32 protein-coding genes are annotated in these 24,750 nt (G+C 58.2%); 11 read left to right on the forward strand and 21 right to left on the reverse strand.

The genetic code is table 11. The annotated features are described in order from the left end of the window. Positions 1-141 precede the first annotated feature (141 nt). The 4 genes from ACR0EN_RS09350 to ACR0EN_RS09365 are packed head-to-tail and all read right to left on the reverse strand — an operon-like array spanning position 142 to position 3,050. Positions 142-1,041 carry an OmpA family protein gene (locus ACR0EN_RS09350; protein WP_170819194.1) on the reverse strand — a complete coding sequence of 300 codons (900 nt, stop codon included), beginning with the start codon at positions 1,039-1,041 and terminating at the stop codon, positions 142-144. Then, the gene (locus ACR0EN_RS09355; protein WP_480586368.1) at positions 1,038-1,610 is read right to left on the reverse strand and encodes a peroxidase-related enzyme; all 573 of its coding nucleotides are present in this window, start codon (positions 1,608-1,610) and stop codon (positions 1,038-1,040) included. The genes ACR0EN_RS09350 and ACR0EN_RS09355 overlap by 4 nt, the downstream gene beginning before the upstream one ends. A 10-nt stretch (positions 1,611-1,620) precedes the next feature. Continuing rightward, positions 1,621-2,331 (reverse strand): GNAT family N-acetyltransferase, encoded by a 711-nt coding sequence (locus tag ACR0EN_RS09360; RefSeq protein WP_170636559.1) that lies wholly within the window; start codon positions 2,329-2,331, stop codon positions 1,621-1,623. Then, the gene (locus tag ACR0EN_RS09365; RefSeq protein WP_170394779.1) at positions 2,328-3,050 is read right to left on the reverse strand and encodes a molybdopterin-binding protein; all 723 of its coding nucleotides are present in this window, start codon (positions 3,048-3,050) and stop codon (positions 2,328-2,330) included. The genes ACR0EN_RS09360 and ACR0EN_RS09365 overlap by 4 nt, the downstream gene beginning before the upstream one ends. A 51-nt stretch (positions 3,051-3,101) precedes the next feature. On the opposite strand from ACR0EN_RS09365, the gene sfsA reads away from it, so the two are divergent. Both sfsA and map read left to right on the forward strand, forming a co-directional pair. Next, positions 3,102-3,803 carry a DNA/RNA nuclease SfsA gene (gene sfsA / locus ACR0EN_RS09370; protein WP_170626756.1) on the forward strand — a complete coding sequence of 234 codons (702 nt, stop codon included), beginning with the start codon at positions 3,102-3,104 and terminating at the stop codon, positions 3,801-3,803. 109 nt (positions 3,804-3,912) lie between these two features. Then, positions 3,913-4,725 carry a type I methionyl aminopeptidase gene (gene map, locus ACR0EN_RS09375; protein WP_170394785.1) on the forward strand — a complete coding sequence of 271 codons (813 nt, stop codon included), beginning with the start codon at positions 3,913-3,915 and terminating at the stop codon, positions 4,723-4,725. Here the strand turns inward: map and ACR0EN_RS09380 are convergent. Genes ACR0EN_RS09380 through ACR0EN_RS09395 form a run of 4 tightly spaced genes read right to left on the reverse strand, consistent with a single transcriptional unit; the run spans position 4,713 to position 7,320 of the window. Further along, complete coding sequence (locus ACR0EN_RS09380; RefSeq protein ID WP_170394788.1) at positions 4,713-4,892, reverse strand: hypothetical protein; 180 nt, start codon at positions 4,890-4,892, stop codon at positions 4,713-4,715. The two genes, map and ACR0EN_RS09380, sit on opposite strands and share 13 nt — an antisense overlap. 25 nt (positions 4,893-4,917) lie before the next feature. Further along, positions 4,918-5,553: an HAD family hydrolase gene (locus ACR0EN_RS09385; RefSeq protein WP_170408526.1), complete on the reverse strand. Its 636-nt coding sequence runs from the start codon at positions 5,551-5,553 to the stop codon at positions 4,918-4,920. 1 nt (position 5,554) lies between these two features. Then, complete coding sequence (gene rsmD / locus ACR0EN_RS09390) at positions 5,555-6,112, reverse strand: 16S rRNA (guanine(966)-N(2))-methyltransferase RsmD (RefSeq protein WP_480586370.1); 558 nt, start codon at positions 6,110-6,112, stop codon at positions 5,555-5,557. After that, positions 6,109-7,320 carry an NAD(P)/FAD-dependent oxidoreductase gene (locus ACR0EN_RS09395; protein ID WP_480586373.1) on the reverse strand — a complete coding sequence of 404 codons (1,212 nt, stop codon included), beginning with the start codon at positions 7,318-7,320 and terminating at the stop codon, positions 6,109-6,111. The genes rsmD and ACR0EN_RS09395 overlap by 4 nt, the downstream gene beginning before the upstream one ends. Before the next feature lie 99 nt (positions 7,321-7,419). Between ACR0EN_RS09395 and ACR0EN_RS09400 the strand changes: the two genes are divergently transcribed. The 4 genes from ACR0EN_RS09400 (at position 7,420) to ACR0EN_RS09415 (ending at position 8,950) form a co-directional block, all read left to right on the forward strand. Beyond that, entirely contained in the window at positions 7,420-7,905 is a 486-nt protein-coding gene (locus tag ACR0EN_RS09400) for a redoxin family protein (RefSeq protein ID WP_480586376.1), read from the forward strand. Between the two features lie 103 nt (positions 7,906-8,008). Further along, positions 8,009-8,254 carry a glycine zipper 2TM domain-containing protein gene (locus ACR0EN_RS09405; RefSeq protein WP_170394802.1) on the forward strand — a complete coding sequence of 82 codons (246 nt, stop codon included), beginning with the start codon at positions 8,009-8,011 and terminating at the stop codon, positions 8,252-8,254. An 11-nt stretch (positions 8,255-8,265) separates the two neighbouring features. Then, positions 8,266-8,613: a penta-EF hand family protein gene (locus ACR0EN_RS09410; protein WP_170626752.1), complete on the forward strand. Its 348-nt coding sequence runs from the start codon at positions 8,266-8,268 to the stop codon at positions 8,611-8,613. A gap of 28 nt (positions 8,614-8,641) precedes the next feature. Then, positions 8,642-8,950 carry a hypothetical protein gene (locus ACR0EN_RS09415; protein WP_170408530.1) on the forward strand — a complete coding sequence of 103 codons (309 nt, stop codon included), beginning with the start codon at positions 8,642-8,644 and terminating at the stop codon, positions 8,948-8,950. Here ACR0EN_RS09415 and ACR0EN_RS09420 read toward each other — a convergent pair. The 4 genes from ACR0EN_RS09420 to ACR0EN_RS09435 are packed head-to-tail and all read right to left on the reverse strand — an operon-like array spanning position 8,933 to position 11,690. Further along, positions 8,933-9,238, reverse strand: a complete 306-nt coding sequence (locus ACR0EN_RS09420; RefSeq protein ID WP_170394812.1) for a 4a-hydroxytetrahydrobiopterin dehydratase — start codon at positions 9,236-9,238, stop codon at positions 8,933-8,935. The two genes, ACR0EN_RS09415 and ACR0EN_RS09420, sit on opposite strands and share 18 nt — an antisense overlap. Beyond that, entirely contained in the window at positions 9,235-10,422 is a 1,188-nt protein-coding gene (locus ACR0EN_RS09425) for a GNAT family N-acetyltransferase (protein ID WP_170408531.1), read from the reverse strand. Before ACR0EN_RS09425 ends, ACR0EN_RS09420 begins: the two co-directional genes overlap by 4 nt. A 45-nt stretch (positions 10,423-10,467) precedes the next feature. Next, a complete protein-coding gene (locus tag ACR0EN_RS09430) occupies positions 10,468-11,238 on the reverse strand; it encodes a glycerophosphodiester phosphodiesterase family protein (protein ID WP_480586379.1) in 771 nt (256 codons plus the stop codon). Beyond that, complete coding sequence (locus tag ACR0EN_RS09435) at positions 11,235-11,690, reverse strand: RidA family protein (protein ID WP_170394820.1); 456 nt, start codon at positions 11,688-11,690, stop codon at positions 11,235-11,237. The genes ACR0EN_RS09430 and ACR0EN_RS09435 overlap by 4 nt, the downstream gene beginning before the upstream one ends. 297 nt (positions 11,691-11,987) lie before the next feature. Here ACR0EN_RS09435 and ACR0EN_RS09440 point away from each other — a divergent pair, with 297 nt between their 5' ends. Further along, positions 11,988-12,803: an MlaA family lipoprotein gene (locus ACR0EN_RS09440; protein ID WP_480586382.1), complete on the forward strand. Its 816-nt coding sequence runs from the start codon at positions 11,988-11,990 to the stop codon at positions 12,801-12,803. Continuing rightward, on the forward strand, positions 12,793-13,401 hold the full coding sequence (locus tag ACR0EN_RS09445) for an MlaC/ttg2D family ABC transporter substrate-binding protein (RefSeq protein WP_170408534.1): 609 nt from the start codon (positions 12,793-12,795) through the stop codon (positions 13,399-13,401). The genes ACR0EN_RS09440 and ACR0EN_RS09445 overlap by 11 nt, the downstream gene beginning before the upstream one ends. Positions 13,402-13,460: 59 nt before the next feature. On the opposite strand, the gene ACR0EN_RS09450 is transcribed toward ACR0EN_RS09445, so the two are convergent. The 5 genes from ACR0EN_RS09450 to ACR0EN_RS09470 form a co-directional block, all read right to left on the reverse strand. Continuing rightward, positions 13,461-14,270, reverse strand: coding sequence for a methyltransferase domain-containing protein (locus ACR0EN_RS09450; RefSeq protein ID WP_480586385.1), 810 nt, complete (start codon positions 14,268-14,270; stop codon positions 13,461-13,463). 108 nt (positions 14,271-14,378) lie between these two features. Beyond that, on the reverse strand, positions 14,379-15,476 hold the full coding sequence (locus tag ACR0EN_RS09455) for an ABC transporter ATP-binding protein (protein WP_170408536.1): 1,098 nt from the start codon (positions 15,474-15,476) through the stop codon (positions 14,379-14,381). A gap of 5 nt (positions 15,477-15,481) precedes the next feature. After that, positions 15,482-16,381 (reverse strand): carbohydrate ABC transporter permease, encoded by a 900-nt coding sequence (locus ACR0EN_RS09460; RefSeq protein ID WP_170408537.1) that lies wholly within the window; start codon positions 16,379-16,381, stop codon positions 15,482-15,484. Beyond that, positions 16,374-17,246 carry a carbohydrate ABC transporter permease gene (locus ACR0EN_RS09465; protein WP_039543053.1) on the reverse strand — a complete coding sequence of 291 codons (873 nt, stop codon included), beginning with the start codon at positions 17,244-17,246 and terminating at the stop codon, positions 16,374-16,376. The genes ACR0EN_RS09460 and ACR0EN_RS09465 overlap by 8 nt, the downstream gene beginning before the upstream one ends. A gap of 57 nt (positions 17,247-17,303) precedes the next feature. Then, complete coding sequence (locus tag ACR0EN_RS09470; RefSeq protein WP_480586388.1) at positions 17,304-18,548, reverse strand: ABC transporter substrate-binding protein; 1,245 nt, start codon at positions 18,546-18,548, stop codon at positions 17,304-17,306. Between the two features lie 217 nt (positions 18,549-18,765). On the opposite strand from ACR0EN_RS09470, the gene ACR0EN_RS09475 reads away from it, so the two are divergent. Continuing rightward, on the forward strand, positions 18,766-19,503 hold the full coding sequence (locus ACR0EN_RS09475) for a response regulator transcription factor (protein ID WP_170408540.1): 738 nt from the start codon (positions 18,766-18,768) through the stop codon (positions 19,501-19,503). Further along, entirely contained in the window at positions 19,500-20,942 is a 1,443-nt protein-coding gene (locus ACR0EN_RS09480) for a sensor histidine kinase (protein ID WP_170598324.1), read from the forward strand. The genes ACR0EN_RS09475 and ACR0EN_RS09480 overlap by 4 nt, the downstream gene beginning before the upstream one ends. Here the strand turns inward: ACR0EN_RS09480 and fliP are convergent, their stop codons facing one another. Genes fliP through fliF form a run of 4 tightly spaced genes read right to left on the reverse strand, consistent with a single transcriptional unit; the run spans position 20,943 to position 24,133 of the window. Beyond that, positions 20,943-21,671 (reverse strand): flagellar type III secretion system pore protein FliP, encoded by a 729-nt coding sequence (gene fliP, locus ACR0EN_RS09485; protein WP_480586391.1) that lies wholly within the window; start codon positions 21,669-21,671, stop codon positions 20,943-20,945. Further along, positions 21,668-21,955: a FliM/FliN family flagellar motor switch protein gene (locus ACR0EN_RS09490; RefSeq protein WP_170394848.1), complete on the reverse strand. Its 288-nt coding sequence runs from the start codon at positions 21,953-21,955 to the stop codon at positions 21,668-21,670. The genes fliP and ACR0EN_RS09490 overlap by 4 nt, the downstream gene beginning before the upstream one ends. Beyond that, on the reverse strand, positions 21,948-22,544 hold the full coding sequence (locus ACR0EN_RS09495; protein ID WP_480586394.1) for an ABC transporter ATP-binding protein: 597 nt from the start codon (positions 22,542-22,544) through the stop codon (positions 21,948-21,950). The genes ACR0EN_RS09490 and ACR0EN_RS09495 overlap by 8 nt, the downstream gene beginning before the upstream one ends. After that, on the reverse strand, positions 22,544-24,133 hold the full coding sequence (gene fliF / locus ACR0EN_RS09500; RefSeq protein WP_170819184.1) for a flagellar basal-body MS-ring/collar protein FliF: 1,590 nt from the start codon (positions 24,131-24,133) through the stop codon (positions 22,544-22,546). The genes ACR0EN_RS09495 and fliF overlap by 1 nt, the downstream gene beginning before the upstream one ends. A 119-nt stretch (positions 24,134-24,252) precedes the next feature. On the opposite strand from fliF, the gene ACR0EN_RS09505 reads away from it, so the two are divergent. Then, positions 24,253-24,750, forward strand: coding sequence for a flagellar basal body-associated FliL family protein (locus tag ACR0EN_RS09505; RefSeq protein ID WP_170648852.1), 498 nt, complete (start codon positions 24,253-24,255; stop codon positions 24,748-24,750).

Consider the following 24,750-nt stretch of genomic DNA (forward strand, 5'->3'; position numbering starts at 1 on the left):
TCCTCCCAAAGCATGGTGACTGGTGGGACTGCCTGCCAACAGGCCTGATGGCAAGACAGACGCACCGATTAGCTGCAAGTGTGCATCAGGCCGCGCCATCAGGGCAAGGGGGACACAGGGCGTCCGCGGTGCTCGCGCCTGTTAGTTGACCAGCAACACCGCCTCGACCCGTCGATTGAGATCGCGGCCCTCGGGCGTAGCGTTAGAGGTGATGGGCGCAAGATAGCCTACGCCCTGCGCCTCGATCCGGTCGGCGGCAACACCGTGCGCTTCGATCAGGCGCGCACGCACGGCTTCCGCCCGTTTGGTGCTGACCGCAATATTGGCCTGCAATGCGCCCGTATCATCCGTGTGCCCTACCAGCGCCAAACGGGTCGAAGGATTGTCGGCCAGATAGCCCGCAAGCAGCGCAAGCGAGGCAAACGGCCCTTCGCCCAGCGCGACTTCGCCGGTGCGAAAGTGCAGGTCATCAAGGATGACATGTCCGGTACTGCTGAGATCGTTTAGCAACCCGGCAGGGCCCTCAACGGTTTCCTCGATCACAAGTGGCTGCGCAGGCTGCGTACCTTGCGGGGTTACCCGGATCATCTGCACATAGCCATCCGGCGGGTTGCGGCTGACCAGCAGGCTCAGCACTTCGTCACCGCGGGAGGCGGATAGAAAACGGTAATCGTGGATCGCCACATACATGTCAGGCGTCGGCACCACTTCGGTGCCAAAGCGGAAATCGAACCCTCCACAATTGCGTGCCTCGCATTCAAACGTGATCTCGAAACCTTGCGCCTGAAGCTGATCCCGAAGCGGTGCAAGAATTTGCAGCGTCGTGCTAGACCCGGCCTGCAGACGCCATGTTAGCCGCTCGACACGCCCTTCGACAGTGCGGGATGGAACTGCGCCGTCGGCAAACACGCCGGTTGGCAGGTCGTAGCTGTCCAATGCACTGGTGCGATCCGAAATCTGCCGGGCGCTGGCGGGCAACGTCAGTTCCTGCGCCCGCACAGGCACGGCCAAAAGGAGGCTAAGGAACAGGAAACGGATCATCGGAACTGTGCGTGATACTCGGGGTTCGGGACCATGGCAGTGGCACTGGCCACGCGGTTGGTCATATTGAATAAACCGGTGACATTGGCAATGTCCCAGATATCGCGATCCGAAAACCCGACATCACGTAAAAGCTGGCGATCGGGCTCTTCGATTGTGGTGCTGGCGGTAGTCATCTTGGCTGCGAAATCCAGCATTGCACGTTGGCGCGCGTCCAATTTGGCGACGCGGTAGTTCATGACCAGCATCTCACCCAGCTGCGGATCGCCCGAAAGCTGCCGCACCGCTGCGCCATGAGCCACGAGGCAGTAGAAGCATTTGTTGATCGAGGACACCACGACCGCAATCATCTCGCGTTCCAGCTTGGTCAGCCCGCTATCGGCCAGCATCAGATCATTATACATCGAAGTGAAGGCATTCAGCTTGTCGATATCGAAGGCATAGGCGCGCAGGACATTCGGCACCATTCCCAGTTTCTCAACACAGATATCAAAGTATTTCTGCGTCTCTGACGGTAGTGGGTCCACCATTGGCAGATCCAGGGCAGTGGGCATGTCCTGTTTGGTCAATTCGTCCTCCTCAGACGCGCTGGCGATAGTGGTATTCTCCGACGATCTTCATCCCAAGCGAGTGGTAGAGGCCATTGGCCCCCGCGTTCGCCTTGGTACAGATCACGCTAAGCGTCTGCGCGCCATTGTCCAGCGCCCAAAAGGCCGCGGCGCGCATGGCCCACTGGCCCAACCCCTTGCGGCGGTGATCCGGCAGGATTTCCAGCGCGTGAACCATCGCGATACCTTCATGGATCGCCACGAAGCCGGTTCCTGCGGGCTGATCGCTGTGGCGCAACAAAAGGCCGGTCTTTGGGCCCGGTGCCCGGTACATGATCGCAATCCGTTCGGGGCCGATACCGCCCTGCGCCCAGATCTCACGCATGATGGCCAGCGGTTCCCAGATGTTGAAAACAGTCACGCGCGGGATCGGGATATCGGTCAACTGCTGCGCCGGGCAGGAATAAATATTGACCGGATCAAGGATGTCGTAGCCGCGTTGCGCAAGCATTGCATCCAGCGCCTCATCCCCCGGACGCAGGCAGAAGATGCGTTTTTGACCCATCGCCTGCATGGCGCTTTCGGCCGCATCGATATCGGCGCTGGTGACGTCCCCGGTGCGATTGGCGGCAGAAACGCGTGAACCTCCGCCCTGTCCTTGCCGCAGTCGAAATGGGCCTTGCGTTTGATAGCCGGCGGCAGGCCATGTGCCATCGACAACGGCGGCCCAATCGGGATTCAAAGCTCGATCTCTTTCGCAAGGCGGGTCATAGCGGCATCGATCCGTCCACCCTCGGTGCCGCGCACGACGACGTTGGCTCCGAAGACGCCATTCGTCTGAAACGGATAACAGCCGATCGAAAGATCGCCGAAGTCTTTGGCCAGTGCGGCCAAAGTTGCTGCAATATCGCCTTCACCCCGATCCACACGCAGCGTCTGCGACAAAAGCGGGCTACCTCCGATGAGCGAAGGCAGAACACTCGCAACCATGGCCTGAAAAACCAAAGGCACCCCGGCCATGACATGGACGTTGTTGATGGTAAAGCCGGGCGCGGTCGAGACCGGGTTGTCGATCAATTCGGCCCCTTCCGGAATACGCGCCATGCGCAGGCGAGCGTCGTTCAGTTCCAGCCCGGATTTCTCGTAATGCGCCTCAAGCAATGCACGCGCGTCGTCGCGAACATCGATATGCACGCCAAAGGCACGGGCGATGCAGTCAGCGGTGATGTCGTCATGGGTCGGACCAATACCACCACTGGTAAACACATGGTCATGGGCCTCTGATAGCGCCCTTACGGCTGCCTCAATCGCGGGTGCATCATCGCTGACAATGCGCACCTCTTTCAGGTCAATGCCGTGTTTGGTCAGCTCTCCAGCCAGATAATGCATATTGGCATCGCGGGTGCGGCCCGAGAGGATCTCATCCCCGATCACCAACATTGCAGCGGTTGGATTGGCCATGACGCGCCCTCCCTCTTGATCGACCGTTAGGGCAGGTATAGGCCCTTGGCCATGCAATTTGAAACCCCCCTTGTCCCCGCTCGACTGATCCGCCGCTACAAACGCTTTCTGGCAGACTGCAGGCTGGAAGACGGGCGCGAGGTGACAGCCCATTGCGCCAATCCGGGCTCAATGATGGGGCTCGCAGAACCGGGTGAGAAAATCTGGCTGGAGCCCAACGACGATCCGAAGAAAAAGCTGAAATACGGCTGGCGGCTGGTCGATCATGAGAACGGGCATTTCACAGGGGTCGACACATCAGTCCCCAACAAGGCGCTTCGGTTGGCGCTAGAGGCGCGTGAAATCCCCGAGCTGGCCGCCTATGAAACCGTGCGCCCCGAGGTCAAATACGGTGAAAACAGCCGTATCGATTTCCTGCTGACCGGGCCGGGCCTACCCGATGCTTATGTCGAGGTCAAAAGCGTCACCCTCTCTCGCCAAGCGGGCCTCGCCGAGTTTCCCGACAGCGTCACCGCACGCGGCACCAAACATTTGGGCGAACTGGCAAAGATGGCCGTACAAGGCCACCGGGCGATCATGCTTTATCTGGTGCAAAGGACCGATTGCGATCGGTTTGCACTGGCCGATGATATTGACCCAGCCTATGCGGCGGCGTTTGAGGCGGCGATAGGGGTTGAACGCTTTGTCGTTGGAACTCGGATCACGCCCGAAGGCGTCTGGGTTGAGCCCGCTCGGCAATGGGGCGCGGGCTAGAAACTTCTTTGATAGACCCTATTTACTAGTTGAAAACCGAGCCCTCTGGTACTTTCTGCACAAGCAGCGTAAAAGAAGTGCTGCGTGAAATATTTGGAGTCCCGCACCGATGAAAGAACATCGTGGCCGTCTGACCAAAGACGGTATCCGCATCTATGAACAGAGTGACTTTGCCGGCATGCATGCGGCAGGGGCGCTGGCTGCGCGGATATTGGATGACATTGCTGAACATGTTTTTGTCGGCCAGACCACCGGTGCGATTGACGGGCTGATCACTCAGATGGTCGAGGATGCAGGTGCGGAATCGGCAACCATTGGCTACAAGGGTTATCAGCACGCCAGCTGCATCAGCGTGAACCACGTGGTGTGTCACGGCATTCCGGGTGACAAAAAGCTGAAGGATGGCGACATTCTGAATATCGACGTGACCGTCATCGTTGATGGCTGGTTCGGTGATACGTCGCGCATGTATGTGGCGGGTAAATTGCCGCGCAAGGCCGAACGGCTGATTCAGGTGACCCACGACGCACTGTTCAAGGGTATCGAGATGGTCAAGCCGGGCAATACCTTCGGCGATATCGGCCACGCCATTCAGGCCTATGTCGAGGCGCATCGGATGAGCGTTGTACGCGATTTCTGTGGCCACGGTCTGGGCCGGGTGTTCCACGCGCCACCAAATGTCCTGCACTATGGTCGTCCGGGTACCGGAGCTGTGTTGGAAGAGGGCATGTTCTTTACCATCGAGCCGATGGTCAATCTGGGGCGTCCCGAAACCAAGACACTGTCCGATGACTGGACTGCCGTGACCCGCGACAAATCGCTGTCGGCGCAGTTCGAGCATTCGGTCGGTGTGACCGCAGATGGGGTTGAGATTTTCACCTTGTCACCGGGCGGCAAATATCACCCGACCTATTCGTCCTGATCGGTCGCCTGATCGCGTAATAGCTTCAGCAGTAAGGTTTCATCCCGCCACGGGATGACCGCGTCGTGAATGAACACCGGCGCGCGCATCGGTTTGGGCGGTGGCCCAGTTGTGGTGTCGGCGTCTTTCGAAAAAGCCCAGAGCGGAGGTGTGATAGCGCGGTCCATGGACCAAGCATAACACGTTTATGGCTCAAAGTCCCAAAAGCTTGGGCGCATGTAACATGTCGGAGAACACTTCGGCCCCTAGTTCTTCCAATCGAGCACCATCATCATGGGCCGCATAGCCCAGGCAGCGCATATTGGCGCGCATTGCTGCGGTGACACCGTTTTCGCTGTCTTCGATCACAACCGGCACCGTTGCGCCGAAATGCTGGGCAGCGGTCAGGAACAGGGTCGGGTCGGGCTTGCCCGTTCCAAGCACCTGAGCCGAAAACATCACATCTTGAAAACGCTCCCAAAGACCATTCTGGCCCAAAGTGATCTTCATTTTCTCAGGCCGCCCATTTGAGGCGACACAGTATGGAATGTCGCTTGCATCCAGTTGCGCCAGCAATTCACGGATACCCGCGACCAGAGGCGTGCCTGCTTTCAGCGTCTCGTAGATTTCCGCATAGATTTGATCAGTCCAGTCATCCGGCAGATCAGCCCCCAGCTCGCGCGCCTTGTCGCGCACACCGGTCATGGTGCCGCCGACAAACAGGGACATGCATTCGGCTAAGGACAAGTGCAGACCATGGCCAGCGAGATTGTCGACCATGACCTGATTGGACAAAACCTCGCTATCGACCAGAACGCCGTCGCAATCAAAGATAACCAAATCGTGCATCTCAGCCCCCTGTGCGCCACATCAGCGAGATATGCGTGTCGCCATATTTCCGCGCGTCGTGCAGCGTAAAGCCCTCGGGCGCAGTCATTGGGGTGCTTTCTTCCCAGACGATCAGAGCGTCATCAGACAGCCAACCACCTTGGGTGGCGGCGGCCAGTGCCCTTTGACCCAGAGCTTTTCCGTAAGGCGGATCCAGAAAAACCAGATCACAAACAGCGCCCGGGTTTTCGCCCAAACGGGTCGCGTCCCGCCGGATCAAAGTGGCCTGGCTAGCGCTTCCGGTCAGGCCGATATTCTTGCGGATCAGACCCTGCGCGACCCTCCCATCATCGACAAACGTGACGTGGGACGCGCCGCGAGACAGCGCTTCTAGTCCCAATGCACCGGTGCCCGCAAAAAGGTCGAGAACCTGCAAGCCGTCGAAGTCGATCTGATGATTTAAAACGTTGAACAGGCTTTCCCTTACCCGGTCAGTGGTCGGGCGAAGATGCGCACCGGCATCGCCTTTGCCAACCGAAGTCAGAGCCCGGCCCCGGAAGTCTCCGGCGATGATCCTCACGCTTTGAGCAGCGGTTTCAGGTCCGCTTCTGGGTCGGCAACAACAGCCGGATCAGCGGTCTTGCCCGCATCAATCAGGCGTTTGCCGACCATATAAGCGCGCGGGTCATTCATCGCGTCGACCGCGATCAGCTGATCGCCCTTGTAGTACCAGAAGGACACCGTCGCGCCCTCACCCTTGCGAGTCACCACACGGTCATAGCCGGTATTCAGCCCGGCGATCTGCAGCTTGACGTCATACTGATCGGACCAGAACCATGGCGTTGCAGTGTAATCCTTAGCCGCGCCCAACATGTTCTGGGCCACGACCTCGGCCTGATCAATGGCGTTCGGCACGCTTTCCAGGCGGATACGGCCTTCGCCATGCGGGAACGACGCGCAATCGCCCGCCGCCCAGATCGACGGATCTGAGGTGCGGCCATGGGCGTCGGTCTTGATGCCGTTATCCAGCTCTAACCCGGCTATTTCAGCCAATTGAATCGACGGCGCGATGCCGACGCCAACCACGACGAAATCCACCTCAAGCTCGGTGCCGTCGGTCAGAATAGCACCCTTCACTTTGCCGTTTTCACCAACCAGACGATCCAACCCGACGCCCTCACGAATGTCGGCCCCGTATTCGGTGTGCAGCGTGCGAAAGTAGTCGCTTGTCTCTTTCGCCGCAACACGCTGAAGGATGCGGTCGGCCATCTCGACCAAGGTCACCCTGACCCCGCGCTTGGCACAAACGGCGGCGGCTTCAAGCCCGATATAGCCGCCACCAACGATCAGCGCGCGGGCGCCATCCGATACCCGAGGTTCCATCTCGTCGATATGGGCGAGATCTCGCACCACATGGACACCCTCAAGATCGCCCCCGATCGCTGCGGGCAGGCGGCGTGGGTCGGACCCAGTGGTCAGCGCCAGTTCATCATAGGTGATCACCTCATCGCCGAGGGTCACCGTCTTGGCCTTTGGATCAATCGCCGTCACACGTTGACCCAACCGTAGGGTGATATTGTTTTCGGCATAGAAGCTCTCGGGCCGCAAGAACAGGCGCTCCAGCTCCATCTCGCCCAACAGGTAAGCCTTGGACAAGGGCGGGCGTTGGTAGGGCAAATGCGGCTCGGCTCCGATCAGGGTGATGTCACCTTCGAACCCGTCCTTGCGCAGCCGTGCTACCAAAGAAGCACCGGCCTGCCCTGCCCCGATCACGACAATATGGCTCATGTTTCGCTCACCCTGCAGAATTCACGTGGTTACTTTGTTTCGACCACCTATATTGCGGCAAAGCCCGACTCTGCAAATCCAAATGACAGGAGCGTAAAAATGATTGCAACAGGTGACATGCTGCCCGAGGCCACGCTGATCCAGATGGGTGCCGAAGGCCCCGAGGAGGTTCGGATTTCAGACAAGACCAGAGGGCGCAAGGTTGTGATCTTCGCTGTACCCGGTGCGTTCACCGGAACCTGCACAACCGCTCATGTACCAAGCTTCATGCGGACCAAGGACCAGTTCGATGCCAAGGGTGTAGAAGAAATCATCTGTATCTCGGTCAACGACCCTTTCGTGATGGGCGCCTGGGGAGAAAGCACCGGTGCAACAGCGGCCGGGCTGACCATGCTGGCCGATGCAGCGTCCGAGTTTACCAAGGCCATCGGCATGGATTTCGACGCCCCGCCCGTAGGCCTGATTGCACGCTCCAAACGCTATGCAATGCTGGTTGAAGACGGCAAGGTTGTGGCGATGAATCTGGAAGAAAACCCCGGTGTCTGTGAGGTCTCGGCTGGTGAAGGACTGCTTGATAGTATCTGATCCCTGTCGGCCCCGGTTTGACCGGGGCCACTTGAAACGCATTTAACTTGATGCAACGCCCCGAAGCGCCAATACTTGGCCCATACAACTCGGGAGTTCATTGATGCGACTGAAATTGCTTACATTGTTTCTTGGCACCGCCGGGGCCCTGGCGGCGTGCGGCCCTGCACCCACCCCCCAACAACAGGCCGCCCGACAGCACGAGATCGCCTGCCTGAGTGGTACCATAGGCGGCGCTCTGATCGGTGGAGTGATCGGCAATCAATTTGGCGGTGGTTCAGGCAAGACCATCCTGACGGCGGCGGGCGCCGCTGCGGGTGGCGTGTCTGGCGAACGTTACGCGTGCTGAGGAGATTTGAGATGAAACGAGTATTGATTATCACCACCGTATTCGTGATGGCTGCTGCTGCAAACGCCGAGACTGTCGCAGAACTGCACGAGGCCGAGTTGAATAACATCGACACCAACAATGACGGCTTCCTGTCCAAGGACGAATTCAACGCCTTCTCGGACTATGCATTTCAGGCAATGGACGAAGACAAGAACGGCACTCTGGGCCTGAGCGAAGCAAAACCGTTCTTGGATATCAAACAGTTCGAAGCCGTTGACCGGGATGGCGACAGTCTTATCTCAAAGGCAGAGTATGTCAGCCAGATGCAGAACGATTTTGACGCTGCGGATAAGGATGGCAACGGTCTCTTAGATTGAACGCCAACTTGGTTGGCAGGAGCGTGTCATGAATAAATGGATCTGCCTCGGTAGCCTGGTGGCTTTGGCCGCATGTGACGTACAGCAATCCCCGGTGATCAGCGGCCCTGATGGTCAGGTGCAGATTCAGATCAATACCAGCGGTCTGACCTGTTATGAAAATCGGTGTCTCGACATCAATCCGGCGGCCCGCAGCGTGCGGTCCGTCGGCACCCGTACAATCAGAATTCCGGGCAATATCAATGTCAGCGACGGCACGATCACCCCGGCAGAATTCAAGCAGCTGGGAACGGCAACATTGCTGGCCGGTGGGACGGGTTCACGCGGAGACCGTTAGCAGGCTGTCCATCTTACGCGCCAGCTTGGCGTCTTGTGCAGACAGACCGCCAACATCATGGGTCGACAGGACCACCTCGACCGTGCGGTAGACATTCGACCATTCGGGGTGGTGGTTCCATTTCTCGGCCCAGATCGCCACCTGCGTCATCCAGCCAAAGGCGGCGACAAAATTATCGAAGATGAAGGTCTTGGTGATCGCATCGCGGTCTTCGACCATGGTCCAGCCATTTCTGAACAGCGGGTCCAGCAGCGGGCCGCGGGTCTCGGTTGACAGAAGTTCGGTCATTGCTGTTCCTCCGGGTTCGATTTCCTGAACGGGCCATAATCCGTCAGAATCTCGATCTCTTCTCCCACTGCGTGGGACTCGGCGTCCAGATATTTCTGAACCGCATCAGCAAAACCCGGATCGCCAACCCAATGCAAGCTATGCGTGCGGGTTGGCAGATAGCCGCGCGCCAGCTTGTGCTCGCCCTGCGCACCGGCCTCAACCCGCGCCAGACCTTCCGCAATGGCAAAGTCGATCGCCCTATAATAGCACAGTTCGAAATGCAGGCAGGGGTGATGTTCGACACAGCCCCAATACCGGCCATACAGCGTTTCCCGCCCGACAAAATTTAACGCACCGGCGACGGGGTATCCATTGCGTTCGGCCAGCACCAAGGCGATGTCATCCGTCATGGTTTCCTGAGCGATATCAAAGAATTGTCGCGTCAGGTAGGGCGAGCCCCATTTTCGCGCGCCGGTATCCTGATAGAACCGCCAGAACGCGTCCCAATGCTCGGGTCGCAGATCATCGCCGGTGATTGTTCGAATCTGCCCACCGAAATCACAGGCCTGCGTGCGTTCCTTCTTGATATTCTTGCGTTTGCGCGAGGACAGCGCAGCCAGAAACTCGTCAAAATCGGCGTAATCATCATTGAGCCAGTGAAACTGCTGCGAGTGGCGGACCATCAGGCCCATCTGCTCACCTGCCAGCGCTTCGGCCTCGGTGCAGAAAGTAGCGTGCAGCGAGGAAATTCGATTCTCGGCGGCCAGTTGCACCGCTCCTTGCACCAGCGCCGAGATCCCGACAGCATCGTAGCCGGGTCGCACCAAAAAACGCCTGCCAGTCGCGGGTGTGAAGGGCACCGCGATCTGCAGCTTGGGATAATATCGCCCGCCCGCGCTTTCATAGGCATGAGCCCAGCTATGGTCGAAGATGTATTCACCTTGGGAGTGCGACTTGGCAAACATCGGGGCTGCCGCAATCAGCATCCCGTCCAGATAGGCTGTCAGGTATTGCGGCTGCCAGCCAGTACCGCGCCCGACCGAGCCGCTTTCTTCCAGGGCAAGCAAAAACCGATGTGTCGTGAACGGATCAAACGGTCGCCCGCCATCGGCAACCTCGGGGCAGGCGCAACTGTCCCAGTCGCTCGCGGAAATCTGCGAGACCGATGTCAGAACCCGAACCTCAATCTGTGCCTGATCCATATCCCCTCCGCGCTGCACCTTTATCTGTGATCGCGCGCGCCGGGATCAAGCGGGATGTTCGGCCAGATAGCCTTCGAACGTAACATTATCGGCAACCTTGCGTGCCTCTGCTTCTTGTTCAAGCGAGCGCACGGTCCAGCACAGGATCGGCACACCCTGTGCCTTCAACTCAGCGACCCGGGGGCGGTCAAGATCGATGACTTCATGGCTGATAAAGCTGGCTCCAACGCGGTCGAAATCCGGGATGTTGCGCAGATGATCGCAGACGGCTTGCGGCAGAAGCTCGACTTTGGGCTCGTAAGAACTGGTAACGAGACCGCGCGGCAAATGTGGCGCAAGGCGCGCAATCTCTGCGACTGAATGCGGGTTGAACGACATCAGCGCGACCGGGCCTTCATAGTCTTTCAGTGCGCTTACAACATCTGCTTCCAAAGCACCGATATCGGGGCCCATTGCACCATCTTGATCCTTCAACTCGATGAGCAAGGGCACCCGTCCCGCAACAAGGCCCAGCACCTCTTCCAGCGAGGGGATACCTTCACCGTCAGAATGCAGAAGCGTCTGGGCCCGCGCTTGTGTCTCGGTGATCTGTTGGATCGGTCCGGGCTGCCCGGTCAGACGTGTCATGTCATAGTCGTGAAACACCATGGCCCGATTGTCACGGGTGCGTTGCAGATCAATCTCGACCCCATAACCGGCGTCAATTGCGGCACGAATGGCGGCCCGGCTATTCTCGGGCCGCTGATCAGAAATGTCATGCAGCGCGCGATGTGCTATCGGGCGCTGCAGGAACTCAGACGGAAGGGACGGTTTCATTGAACCTCGAAAATACCCTCGATTTCAACGGCAACACCCAAAGGCAATGAGGCTGCGCTGACGGCCGAGCGCGAATGACGACCGGCGTCGCCCAGCGCTTCGACCAGGAAGTCGGAGGCCCCGTTGATCACCTTCGGCTGTTCTGTGAAATCAGCGGTCGAGTTTACAAAACCGGTCAGCTTGATCACGCGCACCAGCTTGTCGATATCGCCACCACAAGCCGCTTTGACCTGAGCCAACAGGTTGATGGCGCAGACTTTGGCTGCAGCGGCGCCTGCCTCAACATCCATATCATCACCGAGCTTGCCAGTGATCAGATCATCCGCCTTGGAGATCTGGCCCGACACGTAGACAATGTTGCCGATGCGCACGAAAGGAACGTAGTTCGCTGCCGGAGCAGGTGCGTCCGACAGGCTGACACCCAGGCTGTCCAGTTTTGCTGCGATGCTCATATGATTGATCCTCATCTCGTAGTGATTCAGCGCGGACGCTACCCGGGAAAACCTGTTTCCGAAAGCGTGAAAGCGGGATTTTTCCCATTGCCTGCAAACTGGGCAGGTCTTCTCTTATTCAGGAAGTGTTGAATTCGTGTCACTTTACGTCGCCCCATCGGCTGAGGTAAACGCGAGTTGTTGTTTCAAATCCTGCGCGAAACCTCTATGTGAGACCAATTGCGCCACCAAGGGTGCAAAGGCTGTATTGATTGAAGGCCCGGATACCGCTGGGCAATTTTCGGAGTAACGAAGACAGTGCCAAGTTACATTCGTCTGAAGCACCTGATCTTAGTCGGCATCCTGACGGTCCTATCGGCATGCGCGACGCAGCCTCAGGACGCAGCGGCGCGGGGTGAGATTTTTGACCCCTATGAAGGGACCAACCGGGGCATTCACAAGTTCAATCTGGGTGTGGACCGATTCCTGTTCCGACCGGCCTCGAAAGGCTATGTGAAGATCGTACCAGATCCGATGGTTACCAGTTTCAATCACTTTGCCGAAAACCTGACGATGCCCGGGCAGGCGCTGGACTATCTGCTGCAAGGCAATCTGAAACAGTCCGGCAATGCGCTGCTGCGCTTTCTGATCAACTCGACCGTGGGCGGCTTTGGCCTGTCAGCCCCGGCGGATGAGCTAAACCTGCCGCCTGTTGATACTGATTTCGGCGAAACCCTGCATGTCTGGGGCGTGGGCGAAGGTGCTTATGTGGAACTGCCCTTCTACGGCCCGTCCACCGCGCGCGATGCGGTCGGCGTTGTGGTCAACCTGTTCTCGAATCCGATCAACTTTAGCCCGACCCGCCCGGTCGACAATATTGGTGTCTATGCCGAGGTCGTGCGGCGGATGGGAGATCGCGGTCGGTTCTCGGATACAGTTGATTCGATTCTGTACGAAAGTGCAGACAGTTACGCGCAAGCGCGCACGATCTACCTGCAAAATCGCCGCTTTGAACTGGCAAGGGATGATGAAGACGCCTATCTGGGTCTGTATGACGATCCCTACGCCACCACCGGGACCGACCCTGTCAGAGACCCCTATCTTGACCCGTACGAGGACCCCTATGCCGAATAACCTGTTGAACCGACGCCGTTTTGTGGCCACCGCCCTGACCGGGATGACAGTTGCCGCATTGCCTCTGCCCGCGTTCGCGCTGACCGAAGCACAGGCCAAACAGCTGGTCAACAGCGTTGTGGCCGATATCACGCGTATCATTGACTCGGGTAAATCCGAAAATGCCATGCTGCGTGATTTTCAAAAGATCTTTGTGCAATACGGTGATGTGCCGATCATGGCCCGCTATGCGCTGGGGGCGGATGCACGTACAGCCTCATCCGCACAGCTGCGTCAGTTCACCAAAGCGTTCGAAGGCTATATTTCGCGCAAATATGGTCGCCGGTTCCGCGAGTTCATCGGCGGTGAGGTCACCGTGCGTAACGCGCGCAAGATCAAGACCGGATACGAGGTCAGAACCTCGGTCAAATTGCGCGGCTCATCCCCGTTCGAAGTGACATTCCTGGTGTCCGACAAATCGGGCCGTGGCAAGTTCTACAACATGTTCATCGAAGGTGTGAATTTGTTGCTGACCGAGCGCACAGAGATTGGCGCAATGCTGGATGCGCGCGGCGGCGACCTGAATCGCCTGATCAAGGATCTGAAAAAGACTGGCTGATCATAGGTATTACCCTACGCCGGCCACCGCTCGACCCGTTCGCGCGGTGGCTTTTTTGTTCAGGTTGCAGGCTTGCGCGCGATCTGGCTGACATAAGACATGTAGCCAAAAAACGTGTTTGCAGACACACGCGCCCGGGCCTCGGATTTCAGCGCCTGTGCCGTTTCAGGCGCTAACAACCCGGTCTCGGCCATTCGATCCGCACCACGGTCGATAACGGTCAGAAAGTAAGTCGCCTCTCCTTCGGCCACATAACCGTGTCCCCGGCGACGGCCCGACTCAAAACCTGCTTGAGAGAGTGCACCGCCAATCTGGCGCATGATCCAGAGGTTTGTGACGTTCTGATTGATCATGAACCGAATGAGTTGATCCAAAGGATCAAAATCGGCAATCTGCGCTGTGGCGGTATCGTAGTCCCCATCGCAAATCGCGAATATCCCGCCCGGTTTCAGTATCCGAAAGGCCTCGGAAACCACATCTTCGGGGCCGGGTACATGGCACAACAGTGTATGCGCCAGAACAAGGTCTGCTGAGCTATCTTCAAGCCTGGTTGCCTTTGCATCGCCGGTTTCAAAAACAAGATTGCTCTCGCTGGCGAAGCTGTTTCTCGCACGTTCGACCATAACCGGTGAGGGCTCAATGCCGAGCGCGCGCTCCACCCCGCCGACAGACAGCAGCTCTTGCGTGATGTGCCCGGTGCCTGAACCCAGCTCAACCGCGAACCCGCCCTCAGGGACAATCAGATCACTTAGATAGCTATCCCTGATCTCTTTCTGCGCCGGCTCCAGACACCGCGCTTCCATAGCTTCGGCGATACGCTCTTGGACCGAGATATCCTGCCCGGCCAGATCGGAGTACGGATCGGACATAGCGCGCCTCCCTTCGCTACGTCCCAAGATAGCATATTTCAAATTAACCGGCCAAAACCGACCGTGATTGCTATGGCCCACCCCGGGTTGGTGCGGGCCAACGGCAACTTAATTCAGCCGTTCACCCGTTTCCTTGGCAAAGTAGGACACCTTGCTCATGTCGAACGCCAGGTTCAGCAATTGACCGGCCTGCGCGCTGGTTTCAGCATGCAGCCGCGCCGTGACCTGCTTGCCACCCAATTCCGACACCACATAGGTATCTGCCCCTGCGGGTTCGACCATATCGACCATGCAGGCGGCTTCCTGCACGCCTGCGCCAGCGCGGAACCCCGCCTCGGCGATATCTTCAGGGCGTAGACCAAGGATGACATCCTGCGGCAGAGACAAATCGCGTGCATCGTTCAGAACCAGCGTTTCACCGGATTCGCGCGCGATCGAGATTTGCGTCCCCGAGCCATTGTTCGATGCCTGTGCCGGGATCAGGTTCATCGCAGGTGAGCCCATGAAATCCGCCACAAACAGGTTGGCCGGGTTGTTGTAGATCTCGGCCGGAGTACCGATCTGCTGCACGACCCCGCCTTTCAGGACCACGATCTTGGTGGCCAGCGTCATCGCTTCGATCTGGTCGTGGGTGACATAAACAATGGAGGCGTCCAGTGTCTGGTGCAGCTTCTTGATCTCGGTCCGCATCTCGACCCGCAGCTTGGCGTCAAGGTTCGACAGCGGTTCATCGAACAGGAACAGCTTGGGGTCGCGCACCAACGCCCGGCCCATCGCGACCCGCTGACGCTGACCACCCGACAGTTGGCTGGGGCGGCGGTTCAGCAATGGCTCGATCTGCAGCAAGGAGGCGACGTCTTTCAGCTTAGCTTCCTGCGTGGCCTGATCGACGCCGCGCACTTTCATGCCGAAGGTGATGTTCTTGGCCACCGACATGGTCGGGTACAAAGCGTAAGACTGGAACACCATCGCGATGTCGCGATCCTTGGGGCTGACATGGGTCATGTCGTTGCCGCCGATGGACAATGTGCCACCGGTGATCTCTTCCAGTCCCGCAATGCAGTTCAGCAGCGTAGACTTACCGCAGCCCGAGGGGCCGACAAGCACCAGGAAATCGCCCGGTTCAATCGAGATGTTGATGTCTTTCAGAATCTCGGTCGCGCCGTAATTCTTGTAGAGTTTGTTGATATCAAGGATGGGAGCCATGGGTCTTATCCCTTCACTGAGCCAGCGGTCAGGCCGCGGATGAAATACTTACCGGCAACGACATAGACGAGCAGCGTCGGCAGCCCTGCGATGATCGCGGCAGCCATGTCGACGTTGTATTCTTTGACGCCGGTGGTGGAGTTTACGATGTTGTTGAGCGCAACAGTTACGGGCTGTGTCCCTGCCTGGCTGAACGACACGCCAAACAGGAAGTCGTTCCAGATCTGCGTGAACTGCCAGATCACGGTCACCACGATGATGGGCAGCGACAGCGGCAGGAAGATCGACCAGAAGATCCGCATGAAGCCGGCCCCATCAACCCGCGCCGCCTTGGTCAGCTCGGCCGGAATGGTGACATAGTAGTTGCGGAAGAACAGCGTGGTGAAGCCCAGCCCGTAGATCACATGGACAAAGATCAGGCCCGGAATGGTTCCGGCAATCCCCATCATACCCAGCAGACGTGCCATTGGCAGCAGAACAACTTGGAACGGGATGAAGCAACCGAACAGCATCAGCGAGAAGATGATATTGGCCCCTTTGAACCGCCATTGCGCCACGACATAGCCGTTCAGCGCACCCAACAGGGTCGACAAAAATACCGCAGGCACTGCGATCAGAACCGAGTTCCAGAAATAGGGTCGCAAACCTTCACACTGGATACCGGTACAAGCGCCGGACCATGCGGTTTTCCAGGCGTCAAAGCTGACCTCTCGCGGCAGCGAAATCAGGCTGCCGGTGCGGATTTCCTCAAGGCTTTTCAATGATGTCGTCAACATCACGAAGAGCGGCATTAGATAATACAGTGCAAACAGGCCAAGCAGGACATAAAGCAACCAACGCAGGGCAATCTTGCCCGTAGCGCTTTGGGTGCGGGTTTGTGTTTGGGGCATCGACAGATCAGTCATTTTTCGCCCTCAGCTCTGAGTAAAGATAGGGAACCACGATGGCAAAGACGACCAGCATCATGATCATCGCGGACGAGGCTGCTTGACCAATATCGCCGCGCGAAAACGCCATGGCGTACATGTAAGTAGCGGGCAGATCGGTTGCGTAGCCCGGACCGCCACCAGTCAGGGCGATGACAAGGTCGAAGCTTTTGATTGCGAGGTGCGCCAGCACGATGAAAGCAGACAGGAAAATCGGGGCCATCGAAGGGATGATGATCGCCGTATAGATGCGCCAAGTGGGGATACCATCGACCTGTGCGGCCTTGATGATCTCGCCATCGACCGAACGTAAACCGGCCAAAAACAACGCCATGACGAAGCCGGAACTCTGCCAGATCGCGGCGATCACGATAGTGTAGATCGCATAGTCAGGGTTCACCAGCCAGTCGAATTCGAAATTCGGAAAGCCCCACCCCTGCACCATGGATTCGATGCCCAGGCCCGGGTTCAAAATCCACTTCCACGCCGTACCGGTCACGATCATCGACAACGCCATCGGGTACAAGTAGATCGTCCGGATCGCGCCTTCGACGCGGATCTTCTGATCCAGCAGGATGGCCAGCAACAGGCCCAGTACCATCGCGATCACGATGAACAGCGCGCCAAAGATATACAGGTTGTTGATCGCCGTATCCCAGCGGGGTGAGTCGAACAGGCGTTCATACTGAATGAAGCCTTTGATCTCGTATTTCGGCAGTAGTTTCGATCGGGTTAGCGACACCCATGCGGTCCATCCGATAAATCCGTAGACAAAGATCAATACGGCGATGAACGACGGTGCCAGCACCACCTTGGGCAGGTGGTTTTCCAGCCATTCGGACATTTTAGCCTCCGGGGAAAGATGCTCTGCCCCTCACTATAGGGGGCAGAGCGTATTGGATCAGTAGCTGTTTGCTACCGCGTCCGCCAGTTGCTGAACCGCGTCAGCCGAGGACATATCCGAGTTGAAATGTGCGGTCACAACATCCGTAATCGCACCGGCCTGCGACCCGCGCAGCGCCATGCCATGGGCATAAGACGGCAGCAGCGAACCGCCTGCCGAGGTCGAACCCATATCTTCGGCCGAGATTTGCGCGCAGATGTCGAACGCATCCAGCGCCACATCAGTCCGCGCAGGGATCGAGCCCTTGTTCAGGTTGAACACTTCCTGGAATTTCGGCGCGACGATCAGCTTGGCCAGCAATTCCTGACCAGCGCGGTTGTCGTCACCTTCCACTTCGAACATGGCGAAGCTGTCGACGTTGTACAGATATCCGTCGCCGGGGGTCGAGGCACACAGGAAGTCTTCGCCGGGCTTCTTGCCAGCCGCCAGGAATTCGCCCTTGGCCCAGTCACCCATGATTTGGAAGGCTGCTTCGCCATTCATCACCATGGCGGTGGCAAGGTTCCAGTCGCGGCCTGAGAAGTTTTCGTCCACATAACCGCGCAGGGTGCGCATCTGATCAAAGACCTGCACCATGGTGTCCGAGGTCAGCGTCTCGGGGTCCAGATCAACAAAGGCTTTTTGATAGAATTCGGGGCCACCCACACCCAGAGCTACCGCTTCGAACACGGTGGCGTCCTGCCACGACTGGCCACCATGGGCCAACGGGATCACTCCGGCAGCCTGCAGTTTTTCGGCAGCGGCGTTGAACTCTTCCCATGTTGTGGGCATTTCAATGTCGTTGGCGGCCAGAACGTCAGCATTGGCCCAGATCCAGTCGATGCGGTGCACGTTCACGGGTGCTGCGCACCACGTACCTTCGCACATCATGTGGCCTGCAATCGATGCTGGCAGGACATCGGCCCAGCCTTCGGCTTCTGCCACGGATGAAATGTCAGCCAAAACGCCTTCTTCATACCATTCCTGAATGGCAGGTCCTTTCAGCTGAACAGCAGTCGGCGCGTTGCCCGCAAGAACCCGGGCCCGCAGCGCAGTCATGGCCGCATCGCCGCCGCCACCTGCGACCGGCATATCGGTCCATGTGCCGCCGTTCGAGGCGAACTCTTCCTGCAGAACCGCGACCGATTTCGCCTCACCACCGGATGTCCACCAGTGCAGAACTTCGGCCTTTGGTTCAGCCACAACAGCCGACCCGGCCACTACGGCCAATGTCGACACGGTGGCAAATGCAAAACGCTTCATTTTTTGTTCTCCTCCCTGAGAATTCGGTGCCACCCCAAGGGCGGCCATACGCGATATAGCGCTAACGAATTGCTGCATGGCAACGCAGAATGCAGTGCAATATCCTGACAAGGTGGAAATTTTCACCGCTTTTGTTACCCCGTGTTACGTTGGCCTTGAATCCGTTTCCATTCGTTACAATTGGCGGCGACGGAGAACCCTGAGGAGGAGAAACAGAGTGGGCATTCCCCGGCTCCTGGTGGTGGACGACGATTCGGAGATGCGGTCGATGATGACCCAGTTCTTTCAGCAGAACGGGTATATTGCTCTGCCTGCCAGTTCCGAAAGTGAAATACGCACGCATCTAACCTCGGGGCGGATCGACCTGATCCTGTTGGACGTGATGCTGGGCGATGAAAACGGCGTCGAGATCTGTGCCCGGTTGCGGGCCGAACAGGATGTACCGATCATTCTGGTCTCGGCCCTGTCGGCGGATCATCAGCGCATGGCAGGATATGAGGTTGGAGCAGACGATTACATCGCCAAACCATTCAACCCGCAACTGTTGCTGGCCCGCGTCCGTGCAGTGATGCAACGCGCCCGACGCACGCCTTCGCTGGCATACCGCCGCCGCACGCGCACCTTTCACTTTGACGGCTGGGTCTTTGACGGCAAACGGGACGAGGTGCATTCGCCCGAAGGCTATCTGGTTTCCCTGTCCCAACGGGAGACCGCCCTGCTGAAGGTTTTGCTGGCGAACCCGCATATTCCGCTGACCCGTGATGAGATCGCCGCCGCACTGGATGTAACCGGTGAGGCCGACAAGCCCGAGGCGCAAGGCCGTGCCATAGATATGCTGGTGGGGCGGTTGCGGTCGAAAATCGAGGCCAACCCGAAAGACCCCCAGATGCTGCGCACCGAGCGCGGTGTTGGCTATCTGTTTACCGCTGACGTTATGGTGGATGAGGACGCATGACCCTGCGCCTGCGCAGTATTGGGTGGCTCTGGACCCTGTCCGCCTTTGTCGCGGGGCTGGTGGCTGCCGGGATGTGGTTCACCTCGGCACAGGCTTGGAACCGGTATCAGACCGCAGCATTTGTTGCCGGTTTCACCATATACGAAGACTTGCGAACGGGGATGGCGCCGCCACCCGGCCTATTGATCAACCCATTGCCAACCGAGGCAGCCGCGCTTGCTGACAGGGGAGCGTTCCAGCAAATGCCCGGCTTTGCGGATCGCCGCTTTGTCACCAATCTTTCGATTCTGACCGATAGTTCAGCCCCCCTGAGTGGCCGCGAATTGACGCTTGCGGTGTTATCGGATCGACTGGTCTATCCGGTTTCAGACATCGTATCTGGCAGCGATCAGACCGGCCCCGAGAAGATGGGGAACCTGACCCGTCTGTTGGCCACATATTGCAGCGAACCTATCCTGATCGCGCAATTCGGGCGCGGAGTCTGGCAGCAAGTCGACGGCACCGAAATCTGGGGCTGTAAGGCTGCGCCGGTTGATCTGCGTTTGCCCGCGATATTGCTGGGAATTGTGTCCTTGGCGGTGCTTCTGACCTCGGTCGGGAATGTTTCTGACAGTTTCGCACGCTTTGCTCAGGCACTTGGTGACCGCCGACGTCGCGGCGGGCCGCAAAGCTATGACGCGGACGGGCCCGAAGAGCTGCGCGATATCGTGACTGCGGTGAATGATCACCTCGATGCCGAACGTGCGCAGCTTGAGAAACGCGCCATTGTACTGTCGGGTGTCAGCCACGATCTGGGGACACCTGCAACCCGCGTCCGGCTGCGTGCGGCGCTGATTCCCGATGGCGAGTTGCGCGAAAAGCTCGAGGCCGACGTGGACCAGATGACCGGCATGATAGAAAGCGTGCTTACTTACACGCGATCGGAACTCAGCGTCGAGGAACCGCGCCAGATATCGTTGACCTCGCTGGTTGAATCGCTTGTGGCCGATTATCAGGATATGGACCGGCCTGTGTCGTTGAAAGCCGTTGATCCCGTTGTCGTCGAAAGCGCGTCGTCTGTATTCATGTCACGCCGTGGGCATGCGTCGCTGCCGGAAACGCGGCGCATCCTGGTGACGGGTCAGCCCATCGCATTGAAACGAGCTTTGTCCAATCTGATCGATAATGCCCTGAAATACGGTCGTCACGCCGAGGTTGAACTGGAAACTGATGCTCAGACCGCCACGATCATCGTCGAAGACAAGGGCACCGACCTATCGGTCGCGGATATCGAGGCGCTACTGGCACCGTTCCAGCGCGGATCAAACATCGGATCTTCGGACGGGTTCGGATTGGGCCTGACAATTGTCAGCACCGTTGCCGAACAACATGGCGGAACGCTGAGTTTCGAGGCCGGAGATCAGGGTCTGCGCGCCCGACTACAGATCACACGGCAATAGTCATGGCGCATAGCTGCGCACCAAGGCGCTGGCGATCAAGGCCCAGCCATCAGCGATGACGAAAAACGCCAATTTGAACGGCAGCGAGACCGTAGCCGGGGGCACCATCATCATTCCCATCGACATCAAAACCGCTGCGACAACGAGATCGATTATCAGGAAAGGCAGGAAAATCAGGAACCCGATCTGAAAGGCCCGCGCGATTTCCGACAACATGAAGGACGGCATCAGCACGGATAACGGGGCCTCGGGCGATAGTTGGATCGCAGCATCATCCGGGCGCAGGTCTGCCATGGCCTGAAACGTGTCGGCATCAATACGCGCTGCCATAAAACTGCGAAACGGCACCAGCGCGCGTTCCAGCGCAGGCTCTACGTCAAGCGTTTCCTCGACCATCGGTTGAATCCCGGTCTCCCACGCCTCGGTAAAAACCGGCTCCATGACGAAATAGGTCAGAAACAGCGCCAGACTGACGATCAACATATTTGGCGGTGACTGCTGCAAGCCGATTCCTTGCCGCAGGATCGCCAAAACCGTGATCAAAAACGGGAAACAGGTGATCATGATCGCCAGTCCCGGTGCCAGGCTGAGCACCGTGATCAGCAAAATCAACTGGATGGTCCGGGCCGAGATCGACCCGCCCTCGCCCAGGGACAGCGACAGTTCTTGCGCCGCGCCACCGGAGGGTATGACCAGCAAAAATGCCAGCCAAAAAAGGTAGCGCATCATCCGATCCCGTTCTGCAGATCCGAGATTTCGGTCAGCCGTACAGCCAGTTGCCCGGACTGGTCGCCCTCCATCTCTTCCAACAGACCGCGCGCGACCAATTGATCCCCGACATAGAGGTCAACCGGATCCTCGATCCGCTTGTCCAGTGTCAGTACGGCATTTTCACCCATGCTCAACAGGTCACGGATCAAAGGCCGCGCACGCCCGACTGAGACGGTGACTTCGATCGGAACTGTCTCGAACGGGTTGGGTTTTTCGGGTTTCGGTGGTTGAGGATCACTCATTTGACAAAGCCTCTTTTGCTTCAAACAGATATGCGTCGAACGCTGCAGCAATGGATGAGAGCAAGGCAGCGCAGTCCACCTCGCGTTGGGCGATCCCCACCTGCAATCGCGCCTGTCCCGGCTGGAGCGAGACATCCTCGATGACCTGGGGACGCGGCGAGATATCCTGCGGCAGCATCGCCTCGACCTGATCCGAAGTGCCCGCCGGAACAGTCAGCTGCAGTGGCTGGCCGACCTGCTCACGCGCCATGTCGCAAATCTGCTCGGTCAATCGCTTCGCAAAGCCATGCTCGATCGTCTCAGGCAGAATAGTCTGAACCAGGCTCTGGAACATCGGTTCCAGCGACAGGGTCATGCGGGTCAATGCTTCTTGATAGGTAAAGGACAGGTCGGATAACGTCGCCGACAGATCGGAGCTTAGCTGTGTGCCAGTCTGTTCCTGCGCCTGAACCGCATCTTCCCAGCCCGCCCCATAGCCTTGTTCAAATGCAGCAAGCCGCTGTTCTTCCAGTGCGTCTTCATCCAGTAGATGTACGGCCACCCCAGCCGCAGGGGCGGTGAAGTCTTCAAGAAGATGAGCGATCGACATCACACCTTCTCCTCGCCTTCTTCAAGCCAGCTGCGCAGGATCTCTACCGTCTCTTCCTGCTTGTCGCCGATCATGGCGCGCAAACGGTCGACAGGATCTTCCCCACGCGCAGCGGCAATCGCCGGAACATTCGGCTGCGCCGCATCCGCGAGCGGTGCAAAGTCCGGCGCATCTGCGGTCGCAATTTCCCCGGTCAGGGAAGGCGCTGGGGCGACCTCGACCGGTGCACCTGCTGGCAGCAGCGCCGATGCCGCAGATTTCGTCAGAATTGGCCGTATGACAAACAGACCCAAAACAAGGGAAACCAGCGCCAAAACCACCATCTGGATTAGCGACATAGCGTCGATATGCATGTTCTGCCAGATCGACCCGGACACCAACGTTCCCTGGGGTTCAACCATGGGCAAGTCGAGCGATTTCAGTGTGATGACGTCGCCGCGTTCAGCATCAAACCCGACCGCAGAAGCCACAAGCTCTTGCAGTGCATCAAGCTCGGGCTGCGGCATGGGTTCAAAAATCTCGACGCCATCTGTACCTGCCGCTCGAACACCATTGACCAGCACCGCGACAGTCAGACGTTTGATCGCACCTGGCGCGCGATGAACTTCCAACTCGGTCTCTGACACCTCATAATTCACCCGTTCGCGGGTCTGAGTGGCATTCGAATTGGATTCATCGCCTCCGGCCCCGTCGCCATCCGGCAAATTCGACGCCACTGTCACATCCGCCGACTGATTACGCGCACTGTCCGACCGTTCTTCAACATCCGTGCTGATTGCAACACGGCCTTTGGGGTCAAAGCGACGTTCCCGGATAGACTCGGTTTCGGTCACCGTATCTACGCTGACCTCAACCACCGCGTTGCCGGCCCCGACCCGGGCTTCGACCAGACGTAGAACTTTCTCACGCAATTGGCGCGCCTTATCATCTGCAGTATCGGCTGCCACCGCCGTGTCCTGCGCGCCAATCACGGCCCCATTCGAATCAATCACAGTGACGTTTTCCGATGCCAGCCCGCTAACCGCCGACGCCACTAAAAACCGGATCGCCTTTGCCTGATCTCCGTTAATCGGTGCACCCGACGGGACCAGATAAACCGAAGCGGTTGGTGCTATGCTGCGCTGAAACGGGTTGGAGGAGCTGTTGGCGATGTGCACCCGGGCCTTGCTGACATGCGGGCTGCCCACAATCGTGCGCGCCAGCTCTCCTTCTTTTGCGCGCCAATAGGCGGCATCAAACATCTGCGACGTAGTGCCAAAGCCGCTGAGCGAATCCAGCAGTTCGTAACCGCGATTGCCGTTCGCAGGCAGGCCCTCGCTAGCCAAAGTCATCCGCAACTCATCCCGCTGAACGCCGGGGACGTAGATCGAGCCACCCCTTATTTCATAGGTCACACCACGCTGGTCCAGCGCCCGCACGATATCCCCAGCTGCACCGCTTTCGAGCCCCGCATAAAGCAGCGTCATCGACGGCGCTGTCACAATCCGTGACATCGCAAGCACACCCAGAAACACCAGTGCCACGGCACCGGCCACGATAATTTGTTTGCGCCTGTCCAAACTTGCCCAGACAGTTCCGATCTGCTGCACGCTTACCTCCGACTCACCGACATTCTGTGCGGCTCTGCCCTTGTTTGGACGATTGCCCTTAACAATCGGTTAGTCCCTGAGGGGTTATGACGGTTGCCGAACAGATTCATGAGGACGGCATGACCGACGCAACTGCAGATGAGGTGGAAGCCGCTAAAAAATCAGGGAAAAAGGGCCTTCTGCTTGGACTGACTCTGGCTATCGCGGGCGGTGTTGGTGGCTATTTCATAACTGCATCCGGCCTGCTTCCCATAGGTGGGTCCGAGATGGTGAAAGAGGCCAAAAAGAAAGGCGAAGACGCTTCCGTAAAGGCACTTCCCGATGTGAAATTTGTCGATCTTCCGCCGGTGATCATCTCGGTCAAGTCAGATGATTCGCGACATTTGAAATTTCACGCGCAGCTTGAAGTGAATGCGGGCTACGCCGCCGAGGTTGAAAAGATGCAGCCGCGAATCATGGACGTTCTGAACAGCTATTTGCGCGCCCTTGAGTTAACCGATCTGGAAGATTCTCTGGCTTTGATGAGGATCCGCGGACACCTGCTACGACGCATTGGGATCGTCGTGGGCGAAGGCCGCGTGCGTGACGTTCTGGTCATGGAATTTGTACTGAATTAG

Source organism: Ruegeria sp. AB7 (assembly GCF_056542625.1).